The organism is Aeromonas sp. MaB10011B (assembly GCF_017939325.1).
GTDB lineage: Bacteria > Pseudomonadota > Gammaproteobacteria > Enterobacterales > Aeromonadaceae > Aeromonas > Aeromonas caviae.
Genome location: NZ_JAGKRK010000068.1, coordinates 24,283 through 40,710, shown reverse-complemented (window position 1 = coordinate 40,710; position 16,428 = coordinate 24,283). Strand labels below are relative to the sequence as shown.

Genomic DNA, 16,428 nt, shown 5'->3' with positions numbered 1-16,428 from the left:
CGGCTTCATCGCCCTGGCCGGGGTGGCCGTGGAGACGGGGGTGCTGATGCTGGTCTACCTCAACCACGCCTGGGACGATCTGGTGGCCAGCGGCAAACCGGACAAGGCCGGCCTGCACCAGGCGGTCATTCACGGCGCCGCCCTGCGCCTGCGCCCCAAGATGATGACGGTGGTCACCATCATCGCCGGCCTTCTGCCCATCATGTGGAGCCATGGCACCGGCTCGGAGGTGATGCAGCGAATCGCCGCCCCCATGATCGGCGGCATGGTGACGGCGCTGGTGCTGACCCTGCTGGTGCTGCCCGCCGCCTACTACCTGTGGCGCAGCCGCACCCTGAAAACCCTTGAACACACGACGTCGCAGACGGATACCCCGACTGCACCCTGATCAACCGGACAACACAAACAAGGAAACCATCATGAACTACAAGACGCTGACGCTGACCCTGCTATTGGGCCTCGCCACCCACACCGGCCTGCAGGCCGAGGAGATGATGAACCACGAAGGGCACGACATGAGCCAGATGGGGGAGATGGGCCAGATGGAGGGCATGGATGGCATGGATGGCATGGAGGAGAAGGTGATGACCAAGGGGGTCATCAGCCGTATCGACACGCAAAACGGCAAGGTAGGCATCAAGCACGAGGCCATCGCGAACCTCAAGATGCCCCCCATGACCATGGTCTTCCAGGTGGCCGATCCCGCCCTGATGGAAGGGTTCAAGGTCGGGGATGCGGTGAGCTTCCACGCCGAAAGTCCGGCTGGAAAGCTCACGGTGACGAAGCTGCAGAAGCAGTAACCACTCACAAGGGCAGTAAAAAAACGGCGGGTTGAACCCGCCGTTTTGTTGTCTGCTTGTCAGCGCCGGGCCGATCCTCAGCCGCGAATGTGGTCGATAAAGGCGTCGATCTGCTCGCGGCTGCAAGCCGGGTTCATGAATACCGCCTTTTCCCCGGCGATGTAGGAGTAACGGCCGCGCGCGTCGTAATCGGAGCGGGCCACCGCCTCCACCCAGTTGGTGTAGAGCCCCACCTTGCCGCGCCCGGTGAAGAGGCTGCTGTGGTATTCGGTGTTGCGTGCCAGCCGCGCCTTGTAGGCGGGGTCGGGACTGCGGGCCAGCTCGAAGGCGAACTCGGCCTCCGGATCCTGCACCCACTCGGGGTTGTAGATCTTGAAGCCCACGCTCGGCCCCTGGTTCTCCTGGGCCACCAGCTTGACGTTGCCGAGCTGGCTCAGACGGAAGCGGAAGTAGTTGGCGTTTTGCAGGCAGTGGGCCAGCACGGTGCGATACCCCTCGACCCCCAGGTAGTTGAGGGCCGCGTAGGCACCGAACAGGCCGCTCGCCCCGCGGGAGCACTCGATGGTGGACTGCAGGTGGGTGTGGCCCTGGATGTCGCGCTCGAAGTAGGAGAAGTTCTCCGGATCGTTCTCCATCGCCTTGAGGTCGTTCTGCTCCTTGATCATCACCAGGCTGGAGGTGTAGGGCACATAGCCCCACTTCTGGAAGTCGACGGTGAACGAATCGGCGTATTTGAGCTCGGCAAAGCGCGCCACGTTGCGCTCGATGCCGGCCAGGGTCGCGGCGTTGATGGCCAGGGGGTTGGCGGCAAAGTCGTAACCCAGGAAGAAGATCATCGACCAGCCGATGGCGGCGTCCACGTGGATGTGGGGCTTGACCGCCACCTCGAAGCGCTCGCACAGGCGATCCCGCAGGTCCACCACGGGTTTGACCTGATCCACCCCGAAGGTGTCGGTGGTACCCATGGTGAGCATGATGGTAGGCACCACGTGCTTCAAGGCAAAACAGGCGGTCAGGGTGCGCTCGAGATCCGCGAGATCGATGTCGTTGTTCTCCCCGACCTGGATGCGGATGGTCTTGTTCTCGATGTCCACCCCGAGCAGGGAGAGGTTGGTGATGTTGGAGTAGTGGCCGCCCTGGGAGTTGATGATGCGGTAATCCTGATAATGACCGAGCCCCTTGTGCTTGGCCTCCGGCAGGCTCTTGCGGATGCCGAGCAGGTAGCCGTAGAGGTTACAAAACGTCCCCCCCTGGGTGAAGATGCCGGTGGCGCGAGCTGGGTCATAACCCGCCAGCAGCGCTATCTGGCGCACCACTTTCTTCTCCAGCTCCTCGGCCACCCCGGCGTACTCGGAGTAGACCAGGTTGGGATTGGCCAGAATGCCCATCTGGGCGCCATAGATGGCGGGATCCGCCGACATGGTGATGACGTTCTCGACGCTGGAGGGGTTCTCCCAATCCTTTGACAGGGCGCCGGCAAACAGCAGCTCCGCCATGGGCTCCCCCGGCGTGCGCATGGTGGCTGGCACCGGCATGGTTTCGCAGAGATCCGCGAGGCGGGCGCGACCATCGGGCCAGGCATTGAGTCGCGCATCCGGCGCCAGTCCGCGGGCGCGAAACTCGTTGAGGGTGGCAAAGCCGGGCTCGCGAAAGACCGGCCAGAGATCGGGATTGCGGGAGAAGAAGTGGGCTTTGACGGTGGCAAAACGGCGGGCGAATTCGGGGTGGACGGCGTTGACGCCCTCATCTTTCAGATAGACCAAGTGATTCATTTTTATACCATTGATACTGCTGAGGTGCGGTTTTTATACTCCAGTGACACCTCTATCAACAGAGACAATAACTAATGGTCTGCCCTACTTTTTGTCATGTTGGCGCCCTGACGGGCGCCGCGCCCCCTCTCCCCTCTTTTCCCCTGTTCATCTTGTGATCCTGGTCATGGGCAAGGTCAGCGCAGGGCGGTCAGCAGCCATGCCGAGAATCCTTCCAGCTCGGAGTTGGCCGAAAACGTCGCCCGCCACTGACGCAGCAACTCGTCGATGGCGTCGGGACGATAGGCCACCCCAGGCAGGCGTGCGGCCAGGTCATCCAGGGGCGCAGGGTCCAGGGTGTCACTGAAGATCTGTGCCCTTCCTATCACCCCCTTCTCCACGTCGAAATGAAGCTCGACCCCGCCCCAGGGGAAGCGCTCCTCCAGCAGGTGGCTGAAGGCGGGAGCATGGCCGAAGTTCCACTCCCAGCTGCGTTGGCGGGCAAAAGTCTCGGCAAAGCCGGGCAGGTCGGGCATCCGCTCGGGGGAGATATGCTCGGGCTGCACCACCTCACCGTGATGGGCAAAGAAGGCGTCGCACAGAGCCTGCACCACCTGCTCATGATCCAGACCAGGCAGCAGCTCGCCAAGGTTCGCCACCCGGCTTCTCACCGAGCTGATGCCCTTGGCCGCCAGCTTCTTGGGGTCGGGATTGAGGTAGTGGGCGAGGCGGCCGAGATCGGCATCCAGCAGCAGGGTACCGTGGTGAAAGCCGCGATCCTGGGTCTCCCGGTAGGCCGAACCCGACACCTTGCGATCCCCGTCCGGGGTCGCCACCAGCAGATCGTTGCGGCCCGAGGCGAAGGCCTCCACCCCGAGCCGCTTCAGGGCATCGAGTACGATGGTGGTGGAGACGCTCTTGTCATAACCGGGCTTGCCCGCCATGAAGGTGAAACAGCTATTGCCAAGGTCGTGGAACACGGCGCCGCCCCCGCTGCTACGGCGAGCCAGGGTCACCCCGTCCTCTTCCATACGGCGGGTGTTGCACTCCTTCCACGGGTTCTGGGCACGGCCAATCACCACCGTATTGGCGTTGCGCCACAGGAACAGCACCCGTTGACGGGGATCCATCTGGCGGAAGATGCACTCCTCCACCGCGAGGTTGAACAAGGGATCGTGGGAGTCGGAGAGCAGCAGGCGCAAGGAAGACATGAGAGGACCTTCTCGGAAAACAGGAAACGGATGACTACCATACCACCCTGAACGGAGGAAGGCGTCCCCCGACCGCCACAGGTCGACACCCGATAAGGGCAAGAGCATCAACTTCTGATACGACAGGAGAAGACAAGAGGGAGTCGCCGAAAACACGCAGTTTGTCATTAACAGGCGAGAAGAGAGGCGGCAGCCACCCCTCCTGGAATGACACCTTATGCCCTTGTCACCGGGCCGGTGACGGGTTGACAAGGTTTCAAAATGAGCCGTGACGCCCATTGACGTGATGAATGACACAAAAATGACTTTTACTGCCTCCCGCGCCCCATCTTATTGGGGCCTGCTCCCCTTGCGAATGGCAGGAAATTGTTTGACTCTAGCCAGAAGAGCACCTCCCGAGAGAACAGCGGTATGACGGAGTCCGATGCATCTCGCCAGCCTGTACGCTGGCTTCTGCCCTTCTGGGTGATGATTGCCACCCTGACCACGGCTCCCCTCAAGGCGGATGAGCGCGTCATCCTGCAACTTCCCTGGCAGCACCAGTTCCAGTTTGCCGGTTACTACGCCGCCATCGCCAAGGGGTTCTACCAGGAGGCCGGCCTGCAGGTCACCCTGCGGGAGGCGGGGCCGGGCACCGACGTCATCAATGAAGTCACCACGGGTCGCGCCCAGTTTGGCATCCGCGGCAGCGATCTGCTGCTGGCCCGGGCAGCAGGCCGCCCTGTGGTGGTGCTCGCCGCCATGTTGCAGCACTCCCCCCTGATGCTCATCACCCTGGAGCGGCCGGATATCCAGACCCCGGGCGATCTGGCCAACAAGCGGCTGATGCTCGAACCCGGCTCCAACGAGCTGCTCACCTACCTGCATCGCTACACCCGCAGCCGGCAGTGGGATACCCAGCCCTACGAGCGGGGGGTACAGGCACTGCTGAGGGGCCAGGCGGACGTCATCAGCGCCTACAGCACAACCGAGCCCTTCACCTTGCAGCAACAGGGCATTCCCTTCCGGGTTTTCAGTCCCCGCGACATCGGGTACGACTTCTACGGAGACAACCTCTTCACCTCGGAAAATGAGGTCTTCAACCAGCAGGAGCGGGTCCAGCGCTTCTTGCAGGCCAGCCTCAAGGGGTGGCGCTATGCCATAGATCATCCCGAGGAGATGATCAACCTGATCCTGGAGCACTACCCCAGCGGGGCCGGGCGCGAGGCGCTCGCCTTCGAGGCCCGTGAAACCCGGGCTCTGATGCAGCCCGACATCATCGAGCCCGGTTACATGCAGCAGGATCGCTGGCAGCAGATCGCCCGCACCTACCAGGAGGCCGGGATGATCAAGGCGGTGCCCAACCTCACCCCCTTCCTCTACAACAGTACCCAGGCGAGCCTTCGCCAGCAGCGCCAACTGCTCGACAGGAGCGTGGCCATCGCCATGCTGATCTCTTTCTCCCTGCTGGCCCTGCTCGGCGTCTTCCTGCACCTCTATCTGCGTCTGCGGGAAGAGGCCAGTGACCGACAGCGGCTCACCCGGGAACTGGCCCAGCGCGAGCAGCACTACCGTTTCGTGGCGGAGAACAGCGGCGACGTGATCTGGACCATGGACACCGACAGCCTGCGTTTTCGTTACATCAGCCCCGCCATCGCGTCCCTGAGCGGCTATGAGCCCGCCGAACTCTTTGCCCTCTCCCTGCGCCAGCTGCTCCCCGATGAGTCCTGGAAACAGCTTCGCGACGGCATCACCGCCTCCCTCGAGGCCTGGCAACGGGGGGATCATGGGCAGACCCGGTGCGTTATCCACTCCCAGCTGCGCCACAAGCAGGGTCATCTGGTGGCCATCGAGACGGTCACTACCTTGCATGGCAGCGCCAGCACAAGACCGGACGCCATTTTGGGGGTGACCCGGGATGTCACCGAACGTTCGGCCCGGGAGGAGATGATGCGCCGCCTCGCCTTCTATGACCCCCTCACCGGCCTGGCCAACCGCCGCCTGCTGCAACAGCGGCTCAAGGAGACCCTGGAGCAGGCTCCCCAGCAGCCCCTGGCCCTGGTCTTCATCGATCTCGACCACTTCAAGCCCATCAATGACACCTTCGGCCACGAAACCGGCGACCTGCTGCTCAAGCTGGTGGCCGAGCGCATGGGGGAGTGCGTCAGGGAAGAAGATCTGGTGGCACGCCTTGGGGGGGACGAGTTCGTGATCATGCTGCCCGATACGGATGCCTCGGCCCTCGCGGTCGCCGACAAGCTGCACCACTGCCTGCATCACCCCTTCCAGCTTGAGCAGCAGGCGCTGCGCATCTCCGGCAGCATAGGGGTCGCCCTCTATCCGGATCACGGTGCCGACCCCAAGACCCTGATGCACCACGCCGATCAGGCCATGTATCAGGCCAAGCACCATGGCCGGGGCAGGGTCTGCCTGTTTTCCTCCGGGCAGGATCCCCTCCCCGGCACCCTGCAATGGCAGCCCGCCCACGCATGCGGCCACCCCCGCATCGATGCGGACCACCGCCAGCTCTACCTGCTGGCCAACCGCTTGCTCGAGCACATGCAGGATCCCGGCATCCATCCCGATGCCTTGCTGGCAGACATGGCGCAGATATTCGAGATGGCGCGCCAGCACTTCCTCCTCGAAGAGCAGGTCCTCGCGCAATATGGCTATGAGGAGCTGGCGGCCCATCGCCAGGAGCACCAGCATCTGCTGAAAAAAGCCGGTCAGCTGATGGCGGCCGCACAGGCGGGCACCCTTGGCAACGACGCCCTGCTCAACTTCATCATTCAGGAGCTGGTCGTGGGTCACATGAGCCAGGCGGATCGCCGTTATTTCCCCCTGATGAAAACCTGCGATGCCCGCGAGGCGGTGTGATGCCAGAAAACAGGGGGCACGTGCCCCCTGTGTTTACCTCTGACTTCGGCGAACAAGCAGGCTGTAGTAGAGCAGCGGGATCACCACCAGGGTGAGCAGGGTGGAAACCAGGATCCCGAAGATCAGGCTGATGGCGAGGCCATTGAAGATGGGGTCATCCAGGATGAAAAGCGCCCCTATCATGGCCGCCAGCGCCGTCAGCATGATGGGTTTGGCTCGCACCTGCGCCGCCTCGATCACCGCCTGCTCGAACGCCATGCCACTCGCCCGCTGCTGCTCGATGAAATCCACCAGCAGGATGCTGTTGCGCACGATGATCCCGGCCAGCGCAATCATCCCTATCATCGAGGTGGCGGTGAACTGGGCCCCCAGCAGGGCGTGACCCGGCATCACCCCGATGAGGGTGAGCGGAATGGGGGCCATGATGATGAGCGGCACCAGATAGGAGCGGAACTGGGCCACCACCAGCAGGTAGATGAGGATCATCCCCACCCCATAGGCCAGCCCCATGTCGCGGAAGGTCTCGTAGGTTATCTTCCACTCCCCGTCCCACAACAGCGCCACCTCCCCCAGCTTGTCGGGCTGATGCACGTAATACTGTGGCAGCGAGATGTCGGCACCGGCGGCAAACATGCCGTAGAGCGGGCTGTCGGCATGGCCGCCCATGTCAGCCACCACCATCACCATGGGCTGCATGTTCTTGTGCATTAGGTAGCTGGGGGCGACCTCGTCACGACGGCTCACCAGCTCGGAGACCCGCACCAGCTGGCCGCTCTGGCTGCGCACCTTGAGAGCCAGGATGCCGGTCAGATCCCGCTTGTCACCGGGGGCGAGCTCGATGCGGATCGGCACCGGATACTTGGCGCCTTGCCCCTGCAGCCAGCTCGCATCCTGATAACCCACCCCGCCATTGAGGGTGTTCACCAGATCCCCGAGATCGACCCCGAGCAGGGCCGCCTGGGCGCGATCCACCACCAGCCGCCACTTGGGCTGGGGGTCGGTCAGATAGATGTCCACGTCCACCAGATCCGCCGTGGCCACAAAGCGGGCCTGTACGGCGCGGGCAGCGGCTTCACGGGCGGCCTGCGTCGGGCCATACACTTCCGCGACGATGGGTGACCAGACAGGCGGTCCCGGGGGCACCTCCACCACCTTGAGATTGCCCCCTGCCGCACTGGCGATGGCCTGCAAGGGCGCACGCACCGACCAGGCAATCTCGTGACTGCTGCGATCCCGTTCATGCTTGTCCACCAGATTGACCTGAATATCACCCACGTTGGCGCCGCTGCGGATGAAGTAGTGGCGCACCAGCCCGTTGAAGTTGATGGGGGCGGCGGTGCCGGCGTAGATCTGGTAATCCTTCACCTCGGGAACCCTGGCGAGCTCCCGACCCACCGCCAGCAGGGTGCGCTCGGTCTGCTCCAGGGTCGCCCCCTCCGGCATGTCGAGCACCAGCTGGAATTCCGACTTGTTGTCGAAGGGGAGCATCTTGAGCACCACCCACTGCACCATGGGCATGGCGGCCGCCCCCGCCACCAGCAGCAGAATGGCCAGCCAGAGCTGGTGTCTCGCTCTTTTGGCACCCGCCCCCATCAGGAAGGGGGTCATCAGCCGCTGAAAGAGCCCGGCCTTGGCCTCTCCGTGGGCGACATGCCCCTCGCGCTTGAGCAGGTGATTGGCCAGCCAGGGGGAGAAGATGAAGGCCACCAGCAGGGAGATGAGCATCCCCATGCTCGCATTGATGGGGATGGGGCTCATGTAGGGGCCCATCAGGCCGCTGACGAAGGCCATGGGCAGCAGGGCCGCGATGACGGTCAGGGTCGCCAGAATGGTCGGCCCCCCCACCTCGTCCACCGCGCCCGGAATGAGATCCTTGAGCGACCCCTTGCCCAGGCCACGATGGCGGTGGATGTTCTCCACCACGACGATGGCGTCATCCACCAGGATGCCGATGGAGAAGATCAGCGCAAAGAGGGACACCCGGTTGAGGGTAAAGCCCCACGCCCAGCTGGCAAACAGGGTCAGTGCCAGGGTGATGACGATGGCGACCCCCACCACCAGCGCCTCGCGCCACCCCATGCTCACCAGCACCAGCAATACCACCGCAGTGGTGGCAAAAATGAGCTTGCCGATGAGGGTGTTGGATTTGGTCTCGGCGGTGACGCCGTAGTCACGGGTCACCGTCACCTCGACGCCAGCCGGGATGAGCCGATTCCTGAGGCTCTCGACCCGTGCCTCCACCCGCTTGGCCACCTCCACCGCGTTCTGCCCCGGCTGCTTGCCGATGGCCAGGGTCACCGCCGGGTAGCTGGCTTGCCCCTGCCCCATCCAGCTTCGCTGGACCGGGGTCTCTTCCCCAAGCCCCACCCGGGCCACCTCACCGAGATAGACGGGCTTGCCGTCGTGCAACCCCACCACCAGCTCGCGGGCCTCCTGCTCGCTTTGCAGGAACTGCCCCACCTGCACCTTGATTTCCCGGTTATCCTGCACCACGGCCTGCTCGCTGCCCACCCGGTTGGCGGCCGCAAGTCGCTGGCTCAGCTCGCCCCAGCTGATGCCATGGGCGCTGAGGGCCACCGGGTCCGGTATCACCCGCAGCACGGCGCTCTGGCTGCCCAGCGTGTAGATATCGCGGGTACCGGGAATGCGCTTGAGTTCGGTCTCCAGCTCATGGGCGACCCGGGTCAGATCGGGGGCCCCCAGCTGCTTGCTCCCCTCTTTGCTCCAATCCTTGCTCCATAAGGTCAGACTGACGATGGGAACATCATCGATCCCCCGGGGTTTTACCAGTGGCTGACCCACCCCCAGCCCCTGGGGCAGCCAGTCTCGATGGGAGTCGAGCTGGTTGTTGAGATCCACGATGGCCTGCTCCCGGCTCACGCCTACCTTGAACACCACCACCAGCAGGGCACCATCGGGTTGGGAGAAGGAGTAGAGGGTATCTATCCCCTTTATCTGGGAGACCACCTGCTCGGCAGGGGTGGTGACGAGGGATTCCACCTCTGCCGGGCTGGCCCCCGGAAAGGGAATGTAGACGTCGGCGAAGGTGACATCGATCTGGGGCTCCTCCTCCTTGGGGGTCACCAGCACGGCAAAGAGGCCGAGCAAGAGCCCCACCAGCGCCAGCAGCGGGGTGATGTCCGAGCCCTGAAACAGGGCCGCCAGCCGACCCGCCGGCCCCAGGCGGCCATGGTTGTCGTTCAGCTCGCTACTCATGGGGCACCTCCTGTTGACGGGTCCAGGCATCGGGGGCCAGGGTGTCACCGCCCTTGAGACCCGCCAAGACCTCGCAAAGCCCAGCCTCGCAGTGACCGACCCGCACCGGGGTCAGGGCCCAGCCCTCCCCCTCTTTGAGGTAGACGCCGTTGAACTCCCCCTGCCGCAGCAGGGCGGGCTCCGGCACTTGCAACACCTGACGCTCACCCTGTTTGATCTGCACCTTGAGCCACATGCCGGGCAGCACCCCTGCCGTGTTCGGCGGCAGATCGAGGCGCAGCCGGAAACTGTGGCTCTGGCTGTCGGCGTAGTTGAAGCGGGTCAGCTTGACGGGAGTCACGACCTTGCCACCGGGCAGCAGCACCTGCACATCCGACGGCTGGCCGGCGAGAGCCAGCGCGGACTGGGGCAGCTCCAGCTCCACCCTCAGCTCGCCCAGGGAGAAACCGGATAGCAGCGGCGTGCCGGGGGCCACCGTCTCCCCCAGCTCCACCAGCCGCCTGGTCACCACCCCGGCGTAGGGGGCGAGGATGCGGGTATAGCCGTAGGCTTCCCGGGCCTGGATGAGGGCGGCCTCGGCGGCATTGACCTCGGCGCGGGCGGCCCGATCCGTTGCCTGGGCGTTGTCGAGCTGGGCCCGGGTGATCACCCCCTTGGCGATGAGGGCCTGATAACGGGTGAGCTGGCGCTCGGCCTCCACCTGCTGGGCCTGGGCCCTGGCCACCCGCGCCTCGGCGCCGGTCACGGCGGCAGATTGCTCCTTGCCGCTTATCTCGAGCAGGGGCTGCCCGGCCTGTACCTCGTCGTTCACATCCACCAGCATGCGGGAGACGCGGCCACTGGTCTGGGCCGCGACCGTCCCCTGATGAATGGCGCTCACGGTACCGCTCAGGGTGAGCCAGTCGATGACGCGCTGCGGGGTCAGCGACCCCTTGGCCTCCTCGGCCGCCACCAGGGTGGATGTCATGACCAGCAGGGTGGTCACCAGCAACCGGATTGTGTTCATCATGATTCTCCTTCCCTGGCTCATGGGCACCTTGAAAACTCAGGCAGTACGGTGCTGGCGAGCCTTCTCCAGCACCCTGTTCCAGACCTTGTCCACCAGCAGGATCCCGGCCGCCATGGCCCCGATGAACAACATTATCATGGGCTGTCCGCTGGAAATGAGACTCAAGGCAGGCCCTGGACAGATGCCGACCAGGCCCCAACCGATCCCGAACAGTGCGGCCCCGCCAATCAGGCGGCGATCCAGCACGGGAGCGGGAACCCGGGCCATGGGTTCCCCCAGCAGGCTCAGACAACGGGGCTTCACCAGCAGGAAGTAGCCCGGCATGAAGACAGCCAGGGCCCCCCCCATCACGAAGGCCAGACTGGGATCCCAGGCACCGGCCAGATCGAGAAACCCGGTGACCCGCGCCGGAGCCATCATCCCGGAGAGGGCCATTCCCAGCCCGAACAGCAGGCCCGCAAACAGACTTGTCAGCAATTTCATGGCAATCAATCCGTCAAAACATGTGGTGAGTAAAGAACACGGTCACCACGCCCATCCCCATAAAGGTGAGCGTCGCCACCACGGAGCGCGTCGACAGCCGCCCCATGCCGCAGATGCCGTGACCGCTGGTGCAGCCATTGCCAAGGCGGGTGCCGATGCCCACCAGCAGGCCGGCCAGCAGCACCACGGGCCAGCCGGGCAAGGCATCAAAGGCGGGCATGGTGGCCCAACCCAGGGTCAGCGCCAGCCAGGCCCCCAGTCCCAATCCCAGCAGAAACAGCACCCGCCAGGGGGTCTTGTACTGCATTGCACCGGCCAGAATGCCGCTGATCCCGGCCACCCGGCCGTTGAACAACATCAGGATCAGGGCCGAGAGCCCCGCCAGCATGCCGCCCCCCAACGAGAGCAGCCATTGGCTTTCCATCATCGAATTTCCTCATCTGAGTGACAAAAATGGGTTTGCAGCGCCGCCAGCACATCGGCCGCCGCCTCGCTCACCAGGGAGTAGTAGATCTGCTGGGAGACTTTGCGCGAGCGGATAAGGCCCTGGCGCTTCAATACCGACAGTTGCTGGGAGAAGGCCGACTGCCCGAGCTGACTGTGGGCCAGCAGCTCCCCGACCCCCTTCTCCCCTTCCACCAGCTGGCAGAGCACCATCAGGCGTTCAGGATGAGCCAGCGCCTTGAGCAGGCCGGCGGCGGCTGTCGCATGTCGGTTCATCTCGTCGAAGTGGCTCATAAGATTAAATTAGCAATTGCTGATATTTGTTCTATTGTATAAAACAACCCTAAATTAGCAATCACTAAACAAAAGGAGACGAGAAATGGCCGTCGATAACGGAGTCAGAGTGGTCGCAGGTGGCATGTTGCTGCTGTCGCTGCTGCTCACGGCCTGGGTCCACCCGGGCTTTGTCTGGTTGAGCGTCTTTGTCGGGGTCAACCTGATCCAGAGCGCGTTCACCGGGGTCTGTCCCGCCGCCGCCGTGCTCAGGCGAATGGGGCTCAAATAGGCAGGCGGACATATTGGCTCACAGGAGCCGTGTAATAGAGCGGAGGCTCATTATGGCAACCATCATCATCGGGGCAGGTTTGGGGGGCATGTCGGCCGCCTACGAGCTCAAGGCCGAACTCGGCAAGCAGCACGACGTCATCCTGGTGAACGACAAACCCGACTTTGAATTCAACCCTTCGAACCCGTGGATTGCGGTCCGGTGGCGAAAGCGCAAGGATATCTCCCTCCCCATAGAGCCTCATGTGAAGAAGAAGGGGATCCGCTTCATCCACGCCGCCCTGACCGGGTTGCAACCCCTCGAACAGCAGATCCGCCTCTCCGATGGCCAGCACCTGCACTACGACTTTCTGGTGCTCTGCACCGGCCCCGCACTCGCCTTTGAAGAGGTTCAGGGAGCGGGCCCGACGGCGGGCGGCACCGCCAGCGTCTGCACCCTCTCCCACGCAGAGGAGTGCCTGCACAGTGTCAACGGGCTGCTCGACGAACCGGGTCCGGTGATCGTCGGTGCCATGCCCGGCGCCTCCTGCTTCGGCCCGGCCTACGAATACGCCTTCATCCTCGATCGCCACCTGCGCGACAAGAAGGTGAGAAAGGACGTGCCCATGACCTTTGTCACCAGCGAACCCTACATCGGTCACCTCGGCCTCAACGGCGTGGGGGATTCCAAGGGCATGCTGGAGAGCGAGCTGCGCATGCGCGACATGCAATGGATCTGCAATGCCCGCACCGTGGCGGCCAGGGATGGGGTGATGACGGTGGAGGAGCTGGATGAAGATGGCAACGTCAAGCGCACCCACAGCCTCCCCTACAAGCATGCCATGATGCTGCCCGCCTTCGCCGGCATCAGCCCCCTGCGGGGTCTCGAGGGGCTGGTCAATCCCCGCGGGTTCGTCATCGTCGACGAACACCAGCGCAACCCTGTCTTCCCGCAGATTTACGCCGCCGGGGTCTGCATCGCCATCCCGCCCCAGCACAAGACGCCGGTACCGACCGGGGTGCCCAAGACCGGCTACATGATTGAGGCCATGGTGCGCACCCTGAGCCACAACATCAAGGCGGAGCTGGACGGCCAGCCCCCGGTCACCCGGGCGGTGTGGAATGCCATCTGTCTGGCGGACATGGGGGACACAGGGGCCGCCTTCGTGGCCATGCCGCAGATCCCGCCGCGCAACGTCGCCTGGTTCAAGAAAGGGAAGTGGGTCCACCTGGCCAAGATAGCGTTCGAGAAGTATTTCCTGCACAAGATGCAGGTGGGCGACACCGAACCCATCTATGAAAAACTGATGCTCAAATACCTGGGCATCGACAAGACCCGGTAACCCCCCAAGGGCCCGCCGGTGAAGGGAAGAGGGCTCCCTTCGTCGGCGCTTTCATCTCTTTTTTATTATGTTTCAATATGTTGCTATCAAGGGCTCGGGGTTTACCCAGGCCGCCGTATCGGCTACCATGTCGCCTCTTTATCACTAGCGGAGACCATCGGTGGGCAACTCATCAAGTGACAGACGCACGCCGACCCTCGTCGTCGGCACCCTGGTCGCGAGCTAGCCGCAGGTTTTTCTCTGCCGCGACTCGCCACCCTGCGAGAAGTGGATCCCTCTTTTCCCCGCTTTTCACACTTGACGTCAGGTGACGCGGACTCATCCCACGACACCTTGCCTGCATAGTTTCTGCTTCCCAAAAGGAGGCTGCTATGCGCTTGATTTCAAACAACCCTGTCGCTGACAAATCCCCTTCCCTGCTGAGCAGACTGGGACGGGGCCTGCGACCACTCTGGCAACGTGGCAGACGGCGTCAGCACCTCTATCGGCTGCACATCCGCTGCGAAGACAGAGCCGACATGGAGCAGGTGCTGGCGGCGGTGAGCCACACCCTGCAACCGGCCGGACTCAGTCCTCTGCAGTCCATGCAGCCCGGGCGCGGTGAAGGCCGCGTGCTGGTGCTGAGCCTCTACTGCACGCCGCCCCAGCGCCGCTATCTGGTGCAGTTCATCCACCAGGTCGGGGCTGTCCACCCGGTACGCTGGGAACTGCGCCCCCGCGCCGGGGACGACACCACCAGGCATTGACCCTCGGACGAGGCGGGGCCCTTCCCGGGCAACCGTAAAGGGCCTGTACCCTGTTCTGCGCCATCCCGCCCCGTCAGGAGGCGGGTCGCGCCCTTGCATTCACCACGATGTCGACCTTGCCCCCCGTCTCTCACGCAACCCGGGGGTGAAGGCTGGTCGGCATCCCCAGAAGGAGACCCTTCATGAGAATGTGGCAACAACTCGATTTTCTCGCCCTGCTCGACACCCTGGCCAGCCTGCTGCTCGCCTTCGTGCTGGGCAGCCTGGTCGGCCTGGAGCGCCAGTACCGCCAGCGCACCGCCGGCCTTCGCACCAACGTGCTGGTCGCCGTGGGGGCGGCCCTGTTCGTCAACCTGGCCCAGCGCATCTATGACCTGCATGGTGGCAGTTACGGGGTCGTCCACGTGGTGGCCTACATCGTCTCCGGCATTGGTTTTCTCGGCGCTGGCGTCATCATGCGGGAATCCGGCAACATCCGGGGCATCAACACAGCGGCCACCCTGTGGGGCGTGGCCGCGGTCGGGGCCGCCTGCGGCGCCGGGTTCGCCCTGGAGGCCATCCTCGGCGCCCTCTTCGTGCTGGCCGCCAACACCCTGCTGCGCCCCCTGGTCAACCAGATAAACCGAGACCCGGTGGACAACATGGACACCGAAGTGACCTATCACGTGACCGCTCTCATCGGCCGCGCTCACCAGAAGGAGGTACTGCCCTGGCTCGAGCAGATGCTGGAGCAGGCCCACTACCCCCTGAGCGAGCTCGACATCACCCCCTTCGGCGATCAGGATCTCGAGATCTCGGCGGCGCTGCTCGCCACCGCCATCGATGGCACCAAGCTCGATGCCCTTATGAACACGCTCGGGGAGCACCCTCACATCAAGCAGATCTTCTGGCGGGCCAGCATCACCGATTGACGCTCTCATACCAGACGCAGCACAAAAAGCCCCGCCGGATCCGGCGGGGCTTTTTCACAGGAAAGGGAAGCCGTGTGCCTAGCGGCGGCTGCGCCAGCGCACCCTGGGGTTGATGACCTGGGCGGTCTGGGCAGGGGGATTGCCCGCGATGAGTTGCTGCATCATCTCGAAGGCGGCCCGGGCCAGGGCCGGGCAATCCTGGGCCACGGAATCGATGCGCATGGGGATGCAGTCGAGCAGATCGTGATCGTCGAACGTACACAGGCGCATGCCGGTCTCCATCAGTTCCGCCTCGTTGAGATAGCGCAGCACCCCCTCCAGCAGGGTGAAAGAGGCGGTAAAAAGCCCCTTCGGCGGAGCTCCGAGTTCGTCCACCAGCTCAGACATCAGCTGATAGCCCGAGCTCGGCTGGTAGTCACGGTGGCGGACCCGGTCTGAAGTGGCCTCCAGCCCGGCCCGGTGCAACCCGAGCTCGTAACCCGCCAGCCGGTGGCGGCTGGGGGAGAGATCCAGCAGACCGCCGAAGTAGTAGATCTCCTCCCCGCAATCCTCGGCCATATCCTGCACCAGCTCGGCGGTAGCCTTGCAGGCGTCCGAGATCACCATGGGCAGGCGCGACTCACCGATGTGGCGGTCGAGCTGCACCACCGGCAAGCGGTCGTGGATGCGGGCATAGATGTCGTCACTGTGGCCGCTGGAGGCGACGATGAGGCCATCCACCTGACGGCTGATGAGGTTGTCCACCACCCGCTGCTCCAGGGTGGGGTCATCCTCGGAGCAGGCGATGAGCAGCTGGAGGCCCGCCTCCCGACAGCGGGCCTCCAGGGCACGGGCGATGCTGGCGAAGCCGAAGTTGGTGAGGTCGGGGATCACCAGCCCCCAGGTGTAGCTGCGCACCTCCCGCAGGGAGCGGGCGTGGATGCTCGGCTGATAATGGCACTCGTCCGCCACCGCCTGGATCCGCTTGCGGGTATCGTCGGCGATGCGGTATTCCGCACTCTTGCCGTTGAGCACCAGGCTGGCGGTGGCCTTGGAGACCCCCGCAAGCGTGGCTATCTGGGCAATCGTGATCCGTTTCTTCTTCTCCACCTGACCTCCCGGCACACTGAGACCGG

At 64.0% G+C, this 16,428-nt stretch carries 15 protein-coding genes; 7 read left to right on the top strand and 8 right to left on the bottom strand.

Annotated elements, in window-relative coordinates; genetic code table 11:
- Together J9893_RS14175 and J9893_RS14170 are read left to right on the top strand one after the other, a co-directional pair.
- Nucleotides 1-388, top strand: a 388-nt coding sequence (locus J9893_RS14175; RefSeq protein ID WP_210621925.1) for an efflux RND transporter permease subunit, incomplete at its 5' end; no start/stop codon positions are given.
- A gap of 31 nt (nt 389-419) precedes the next feature.
- Nucleotides 420-800, top strand: a complete 381-nt coding sequence (locus J9893_RS14170; RefSeq protein ID WP_210600218.1) for a copper-binding protein — start codon at nt 420-422, stop codon at nt 798-800.
- A 77-nt stretch (nt 801-877) separates the two neighbouring features.
- On the opposite strand, the gene J9893_RS14165 is transcribed toward J9893_RS14170, so the two are convergent.
- The gene (locus J9893_RS14165) at nt 878-2,572 is read right to left on the bottom strand and encodes a pyridoxal-dependent decarboxylase (RefSeq protein ID WP_210600217.1); all 1,695 of its coding nucleotides are present in this window, start codon (nt 2,570-2,572) and stop codon (nt 878-880) included.
- Between the two features lie 176 nt (nt 2,573-2,748).
- Nucleotides 2,749-3,762, bottom strand: coding sequence for a lipoate--protein ligase (locus J9893_RS14160; RefSeq protein WP_210600216.1), 1,014 nt, complete (start codon nt 3,760-3,762; stop codon nt 2,749-2,751).
- Between the two features lie 468 nt (nt 3,763-4,230).
- Here J9893_RS14160 and J9893_RS14155 point away from each other — a divergent pair, with 468 nt between their 5' ends.
- The gene (locus tag J9893_RS14155; RefSeq protein ID WP_244060700.1) at nt 4,231-6,618 is read left to right on the top strand and encodes a diguanylate cyclase; all 2,388 of its coding nucleotides are present in this window, start codon (nt 4,231-4,233) and stop codon (nt 6,616-6,618) included.
- A gap of 33 nt (nt 6,619-6,651) precedes the next feature.
- Here J9893_RS14155 and J9893_RS14150 read toward each other — a convergent pair whose 3' ends face one another.
- The 5 genes from J9893_RS14150 to J9893_RS14130 are packed head-to-tail and all read right to left on the bottom strand — an operon-like array spanning nt 6,652 to nt 12,064.
- The gene (locus J9893_RS14150) at nt 6,652-9,834 is read right to left on the bottom strand and encodes an efflux RND transporter permease subunit (protein WP_210600214.1); all 3,183 of its coding nucleotides are present in this window, start codon (nt 9,832-9,834) and stop codon (nt 6,652-6,654) included.
- Nucleotides 9,827-10,840: an efflux RND transporter periplasmic adaptor subunit gene (locus tag J9893_RS14145; protein ID WP_143238376.1), complete on the bottom strand. Its 1,014-nt coding sequence runs from the start codon at nt 10,838-10,840 to the stop codon at nt 9,827-9,829. The genes J9893_RS14150 and J9893_RS14145 overlap by 8 nt, the downstream gene beginning before the upstream one ends.
- Before the next feature lie 39 nt (nt 10,841-10,879).
- Nucleotides 10,880-11,326 (bottom strand): YeeE/YedE family protein, encoded by a 447-nt coding sequence (locus tag J9893_RS14140; RefSeq protein ID WP_185975463.1) that lies wholly within the window; start codon nt 11,324-11,326, stop codon nt 10,880-10,882.
- Between the two features lie 13 nt (nt 11,327-11,339).
- Nucleotides 11,340-11,753, bottom strand: a complete 414-nt coding sequence (locus J9893_RS14135) for a YeeE/YedE thiosulfate transporter family protein (RefSeq protein WP_042014235.1) — start codon at nt 11,751-11,753, stop codon at nt 11,340-11,342.
- Entirely contained in the window at nt 11,750-12,064 is a 315-nt protein-coding gene (locus J9893_RS14130) for a metalloregulator ArsR/SmtB family transcription factor (RefSeq protein ID WP_039039225.1), read from the bottom strand. The genes J9893_RS14135 and J9893_RS14130 overlap by 4 nt, the downstream gene beginning before the upstream one ends.
- 85 nt (nt 12,065-12,149) lie before the next feature.
- On the opposite strand from J9893_RS14130, the gene J9893_RS14125 reads away from it, so the two are divergent.
- The 4 genes from J9893_RS14125 to J9893_RS14110 all read left to right on the top strand — a co-directional run bounded on the left by J9893_RS14125 (nt 12,150) and on the right by J9893_RS14110 (nt 15,313).
- Nucleotides 12,150-12,335, top strand: coding sequence for a DUF2892 domain-containing protein (locus J9893_RS14125; RefSeq protein ID WP_052814676.1), 186 nt, complete (start codon nt 12,150-12,152; stop codon nt 12,333-12,335).
- A gap of 52 nt (nt 12,336-12,387) precedes the next feature.
- Nucleotides 12,388-13,656 carry an FAD/NAD(P)-binding oxidoreductase gene (locus J9893_RS14120; protein WP_143237825.1) on the top strand — a complete coding sequence of 423 codons (1,269 nt, stop codon included), beginning with the start codon at nt 12,388-12,390 and terminating at the stop codon, nt 13,654-13,656.
- Nucleotides 13,657-14,027: 371 nt separating this feature from the next.
- Nucleotides 14,028-14,402, top strand: a complete 375-nt coding sequence (locus tag J9893_RS14115) for a hypothetical protein (protein ID WP_143237826.1) — start codon at nt 14,028-14,030, stop codon at nt 14,400-14,402.
- 182 nt (nt 14,403-14,584) lie between these two features.
- Nucleotides 14,585-15,313: an MgtC/SapB family protein gene (locus J9893_RS14110; RefSeq protein ID WP_041213246.1), complete on the top strand. Its 729-nt coding sequence runs from the start codon at nt 14,585-14,587 to the stop codon at nt 15,311-15,313.
- 78 nt (nt 15,314-15,391) lie between these two features.
- Here J9893_RS14110 and J9893_RS14105 read toward each other — a convergent pair whose 3' ends face one another.
- Entirely contained in the window at nt 15,392-16,402 is a 1,011-nt protein-coding gene (locus J9893_RS14105; protein WP_039039230.1) for a LacI family DNA-binding transcriptional regulator, read from the bottom strand.
- Nucleotides 16,403-16,428: the final 26 nt, after the last annotated feature.